The 2,921-nt window shown below is 65.3% G+C and carries 5 protein-coding genes; 3 read left to right on the forward strand and 2 right to left on the reverse strand.

Annotated features, from left to right (window positions below; genetic code table 11):
* Positions 1-6 precede the first annotated feature (6 nt).
* Entirely contained in the window at positions 7-171 is a 165-nt protein-coding gene (locus RIF85_RS15485) for a DUF2071 domain-containing protein (protein ID WP_309072798.1), read from the forward strand.
* 4 nt (positions 172-175) lie between these two features.
* Here the strand turns inward: RIF85_RS15485 and RIF85_RS15490 are convergent, their stop codons facing one another.
* Entirely contained in the window at positions 176-454 is a 279-nt protein-coding gene (locus RIF85_RS15490; protein WP_309072794.1) for an acylphosphatase, read from the reverse strand.
* Positions 451-1,146, reverse strand: a complete 696-nt coding sequence (locus RIF85_RS15495; protein WP_309072795.1) for an SDR family oxidoreductase — start codon at positions 1,144-1,146, stop codon at positions 451-453. The genes RIF85_RS15490 and RIF85_RS15495 overlap by 4 nt, the downstream gene beginning before the upstream one ends.
* A gap of 89 nt (positions 1,147-1,235) precedes the next feature.
* On the opposite strand from RIF85_RS15495, the gene RIF85_RS15500 reads away from it, so the two are divergent.
* Together RIF85_RS15500 and RIF85_RS15505 are read left to right on the forward strand one after the other, a co-directional pair.
* Positions 1,236-2,207, forward strand: a complete 972-nt coding sequence (locus tag RIF85_RS15500; RefSeq protein WP_309072796.1) for an aldo/keto reductase — start codon at positions 1,236-1,238, stop codon at positions 2,205-2,207.
* The coding region (locus tag RIF85_RS15505) for an NAD-dependent epimerase/dehydratase family protein (RefSeq protein WP_375164866.1) at positions 2,158-2,921 on the forward strand (764 nt) is incomplete at its 3' end. The genes RIF85_RS15500 and RIF85_RS15505, both read left to right, overlap by 50 nt.

The raw sequence follows: 2,921 nt of genomic DNA on the forward strand, positions 1-2,921 counted from the left end.
ATCTATATTCCGAACACCCACGCTCCCTGGCCTCTGCAGACCGCGGTTCTCGACTCCTGTCAGGACGGGCTGGTTCACGCAGCGGGCCTCGACGTGGCGGGCCCGCCGGAATCGGTGCTGTACTCGCCCGGCGTGCAGACCCAATTCGGGGTGCCGCACACAGTGGCGTGAGCCGCTAGTCGGTGACGAAGCCGGTCAAATCAGTGGCGCCGTCGTCGTGCAGGTCCGCATCCACGTTCTCAACCCGGCCGGGAGTGTCTCCGGAATGCAGCCAGTTCAGGAGTTGGTCGACGGACGACGACGGCCCGGCTGCGACCACGAGGACAGAACCATCGGACCGATTGGTGGCCGAACCGACGAGCCCGAGCTGCTCCGCCTGCTGGCGTGTCCGATAACGGAATCCCACGCCCTGAACCTCACCCGTCACGGTGGCCACGAGGCGGACGGTGCTCATGACATCCCCGAGGGACGGATGTTGAGCGCCTCGACGGTTGAATCGCGGGACGCATCCACTGCCAGCCGGACGGCCTTCGCCACCTGCGAGGGCTGGATCCAGGATCCGGGGGAATACTCCTTGCCCTCGTAGTCGTGCAGCTCCGCCTGCATGTCCGTTGCCACTCGCCCCGGATGAATCGAGCTCACGCGCACGCCGTTGGCGCGTTCCTCCTCCCGGAGCGCGTCGGTGAGCGCCCGCAGCGCGAACTTGGTTCCGCTGTAGACCGCCGAACCCGCGCCCGAGTTGTACCCGGAACCCGAGTTGATGGCGATTACCTGGCCGCCTGCTGCCCGGAGTGCGGGCAGCAATAGCCTGGTCAGCTTCGCGACAGCGAACACGTTGATCTCGAAGCTCTCCCGCCAGGCGTCGTCGTCAAGCTCCGCGATGGTGCCCATCCGCAGCACCCCCGCCGAGTGGACCAGCACGTCCAGCGTGTCTATTCCCTCGACCGACGACGCTGTTGCCTCCCGCACATCCAGTGCGAACGGCTCCGCAGACGGGTACGACGACGCCAGTTCCTTCAGCGCCGCACCGTCCCGTCCGCCGAGCAACAGATGGTGGGTCGGCGCGAGTTCGTCGGCGATGGCACGGCCGATGCCACGGGAGGCGCCCGTGATCAGCGCCACCGGCAGGGAAGTGGGAGAAGTCATGTCCAGAATCCTAGGGCCACTAGCGCCCGGGAGCAGGACTTGGCAGGATGGAAAACGTATTCCCTGCCCATCTGAGGAGAACTTCGCTGATGCAGTACACCCACCTCGGCCGCTCCGGTCTTTCCGTTTCCCGACTGTGCCTCGGCACGATGAACTTCGGACCCAAGACCGAGGAAGCCGACGCGCACTCCATCATGGACGCGGCGCATGCTTCCGGAATCAACTTCTTTGATACTGCGAATGTGTACGGGTGGGGGACAAACAAGGGCCGCACCGAAGCGATCGTCGGCCGCTGGTTCGCGAAGGGCGGCGGGCGCCGGGAGAAGACGGTGCTGGCCACCAAGCTCTACGGCGACATGGACGAGTGGCCCAACAACGGCAAGCTGTCCGCACTGAATATCCGCCGCGCCCTCGACGCCAGTTTGAAGCGTCTTCAAACCGACTACATCGACCTGTACCAGTTCCACCATGTTGACCGGAACACGCCGTGGGACGAGATCTGGCAGGCCATCGAGGTGGCGGTGCAACAGGGCAAAATCCTGTACTCGGGCAGCAGCAACTTCGCCGGCTGGCACATTGCGCAGGCCCAGGCGGCCGCGGCCCGCCGCAATTACACCGGGCTCATCAGCGAGCAATCCATTTACAACCTGCTGACGCGCACTGTGGAACTTGAAGTTCTCCCGGCTGCCCAGGAGTACGGGCTCGGCATCATCCCGTGGTCACCGCTTCACGGAGGCCTGCTGAGCGGCGTCCTCAAGAAGGAGAACGAGGGCGTCCGCCGCCTTGAGGGCAGGGCCGCGGACACCCTCGACAAGCACCGCGACCAGATCCAGCGCTACGAGGACCTGGCTGACTCCCTCGGCCACCCGCCGGCAGACCTCGGCCTGGCCTGGCTCCTCGCGCAGCCGGCCGTGACCGCACCGATCATCGGACCGCGCACCCAGGAACAGCTCGACGGCGGCCTCCGTGCCCTGGAGATAAAGCTCGACGACGACACCCTGTCCGCGCTTGATGAAATTTTCCCCGGTCACAAGACTGCACCCGAGGATTACGCGTGGTGAGCGTCCTGTGAAGGTCCTGTGCATCGGCGGGACAGGAGTAATCAGCACCGCCGTGGTAGATCTGGCGCTCGCCCACGGCTACTCGGTCACCATCCTCAACCGGGGGAGCACCACCGAACGTCCGCCGGCGGCGCGGGCGGAAGTTGTGCAGGCGGATATCCGGAAGCCGGACGAAGTCCGCGCCGCGCTGGGCAACCGCATGTTCGACGTCGTCGTCGACTTTGTGGCTTTCACTCCTGATCACGTGGCAGCGGATATCGAACTGTTCGCCGGACGAACGGGACAGTACGTCTTCATCAGCTCCGCCTCGGCCTACCAGAAACCGCCGGCGTCACTGCCGATCCGAGAGTCCACTCCGCTACGGAACCCCTACTGGCAGTACTCGCGTGACAAGATCGCATGCGAAGACCTGCTGGTGGGCGCGTATCGGGAGCAGGGCTTCCCCATCACCATCGTCCGTCCCTCCCACACATACGATCACACCAAGATCGCCATCACCGGAGGGTGGACGGACATCGCGCGCATGCGGGCCGGCCGGCCGGTGCTGGTCCACGGGGACGGGACGTCCCTGTGGACCCTCACGCACAGCACCGACTTCGCCAAGGCTTTCGTCGGCCTGCTCGGATTGCCCCAGGCGATCGGAGACAGTTTCACGATCACCTCCGACGAGTTCCTGCCATGGAACCGCATCTACCAGATCTTCGCCGAGGCCGC

Source organism: Arthrobacter sp. (genome assembly GCF_031179385.1).
Classification (GTDB): Bacteria; Actinomycetota; Actinomycetes; order Actinomycetales; family Micrococcaceae; genus Arthrobacter_D.

What these genes read in the sequence shown, in the direction of transcription:
- RIF85_RS15495 (WP_309072795.1), bottom strand. Translation starts at nt 1,146, where the DNA reads ATGACTTCTCCCACTTCCCTGCCGGTGGCGCTGATCACGGGCGCCTCC.
- RIF85_RS15500 (WP_309072796.1), top strand. Translation starts at nt 1,236, where the DNA reads ATGCAGTACACCCACCTCGGCCGCTCCGGTCTTTCCGTTTCCCGACTG.
- RIF85_RS15490 (WP_309072794.1), bottom strand. Translation starts at nt 454, where the DNA reads ATGAGCACCGTCCGCCTCGTGGCCACCGTGACGGGTGAGGTTCAGGGC.